Genomic DNA, 2,329 nt, shown 5'->3' with positions numbered 1-2,329 from the left:
CGTGGCCGCCGCCTACGCCGACCGCATAGTGTTCCTCGCCGACGGCCGGATCGTCGATGAGATGACCAATCCCACGGCGGACCGGGTGCTCGACCGGATGCGTGGCTTCGACGGGCAGGGACGCGTGTCGTGACCATCGTCAAGACTTCACTGCGCAACTTCTTCGCCCACAAGTGGCGCATGATCCTGTCGGGCCTCGCGGTCGTGCTGTCGGTGTCGTTCGTCTGCGGCACCCTCGTGTTCACGGCCACGATGAACACCACGTTCGACCGGCTCTTCGAGGTCACGGCGTCCAACGTGATGGTGACCGCCGAGTCGGAGGACGGCGGGAGCATGGACCCCAGCGGCGGGGGCACCGGCGTGCCGGACACGGTCCCCGCCTCGGTGCTGCACGACATCGAGAACGTCGAGGGCGTCGAGGGGGTCATAGGCGTCGTCTACTCGCTGAGCGTCACGGCCGTGGACGACCAGAACGAGAACGTCGGCCCGACCACGGGCGCGCCCACCATCGTGGCCAACTGGTCGCCCGTCGAGGCCCGCTCCATGGAAATCATCGAGGGCGAGGCGCCCACCGGGCCGTCCGAGGTGATGGTCGACTCCGACACCGCCCGGAACAAGGACGTCGCCCTCGGCGACGAGATCCGGCTGATCACGCCGTTCGGTGACTTTGAGACCACGGTCTCCGGCATCGCCGAGTTCCAGGTGACCAACCCGGGCGCGGCGATGATCTACACCGACCTGCCGACCGCGCAGGACTACCTGCTGGGCGGTAAGGACGAGTACACCGAGGTGCACGTCAACTCCGCCGGCGGCATCACCGACGAGCAGCTCAAAGAGAACGTCAGCGAGGCCATCGGCGCGGGCTCCTACAACATCCAGACCGCCGAGGAGTACACGGAGGAGAACCAGGACGAGCTCGGCGAGATCCTGTCGATACTGGAGTGGGTCCTGCTGGGCTTCGCCGGGATCGCGCTGGTGGTCGGCATCTTCCTGATCGTCAACACCTTCTCGATGCTGGTCGCGCAGCGCACCCGTGAGCTGGGCCTGATGCGGGCCGTCGGCGCGACGCGCCGCCAGGTCAACCGCACGGTCCTGATCGAGGCGCTGCTGCTGGGCGTCATCGGCTCGGTGATCGGCTTCGGCCTGGGCGTGGCGATCGCCATCGGCCTCATGCAGCTGATGAACGCCATCGGCATGACGCTGTCGACCGACGACCTGACCATCGAGCCGGCCGTGCCGGTGACCGGCATCATCCTGGGCGTGCTCGTCACGCTGATCGCCGCCTACGTGCCCGCGCGCCGCGCCGGGCGGATCAGCCCGATGGCCGCGCTGCGCGACGCGGGCATGCCGGGCGACGTGCGGGCCGGGCGCCTGCGGGCGCTCATCGGCGCCGTGCTGACGGTCGCCGGCCTGGCCGCGCTGGCGGGCACGGCCCGGGTGGACGAGGCGACCGCCGGCGTCCTCCCGCTCGCGCTGGGCGTGCTGCTGAGCCTGGTCGGCCTGATCCTGCTGGGTCCGGCGCTGGTCGGCCTGGTGGTGCGGGCGCTGAGCGCGGTGCTGCTGCGCGGCTTCGGGCCGGTCGGCCGCATGGCCGAGCGGAACGCGCTGCGCAACCCGCGCCGCACCGGCGCCACGGCCTCGGCGCTGATGATCGGCCTGGCGCTGGTGGCGGGCCTGTCGGTGGTCGGCTCCTCCATGGTGGCGTCCGCTACCGAGGAGATCGACGAGACCCTCGGCGCCGACTACGTGATCAGCACCAGCAACTTCACGCCTATCAACCAGGACGTCATCGACCTGATCGAGGGGACCGAGGCCATCGAGCACGTCACCGCGGTGCGGGGCGTGCACGCCGACGTGACGCTGCCCGACGGCGAGACGTTCGAGCGCTACCTGAACGTCGCCGAGGGCACGTACGCGGAGGACATCGCCGCCCAGGTCGCCGAGGGTGATCTGGCCGACGCCTTCGCCCCGGGTGCCATCGCCCTGGATGAGAACACCGCGGAGGACCACGGCATCGGCCTCGGCGACACCATCACGGTCGACTTCCCCCGCGGTGAGACCGCGGACCTGACGGTCGCCGTGATCACGTCCAGCGACAGCGCTGTGGAGGGCGCGGCCTGGTACGTCGGCACCGAGACGCTCCGGAGCACCACGCCCGAGGAGGAGATGCCGCTGCCGATGACGCTGTTCGCCTCGGCCGTGGACGGGCAGGAGGAACAGGCGGCCGCTCAGCTTGACCGGGCCCTGGAGCCGTACCCCCAGATCGAGGTGCGGGACCAGGCGGAGTTCAAGGAGCTGATCCAGGACCAGGTCGGCGGGCTGCTGAACA

At 70.1% G+C, this 2,329-nt stretch carries 1 protein-coding gene and 1 pseudogene; both read left to right on the top strand.

Going from position 1 to position 2,329, the window contains the following annotated elements:
* Positions 1-133, top strand: a pseudogene (locus JK356_RS21400) (ABC transporter ATP-binding protein); the annotation flags it as partial.
* Positions 130-2,329, top strand: a 2,200-nt coding sequence (locus JK356_RS21395; protein WP_201870340.1) for an ABC transporter permease, incomplete at its 3' end; no start/stop codon positions are given. The pseudogene JK356_RS21400 and the gene JK356_RS21395, both read left to right, overlap by 4 nt.

Source organism: Streptomyces sp. 7-21, from assembly GCF_016741785.1.
Classification (GTDB): domain Bacteria; phylum Actinomycetota; class Actinomycetes; order Streptomycetales; family Streptomycetaceae; genus Streptomyces.
The sequence above is the reverse complement of the archived record's forward strand: the minus strand, read 5'-3'. Positions and strand labels throughout refer to the sequence as shown.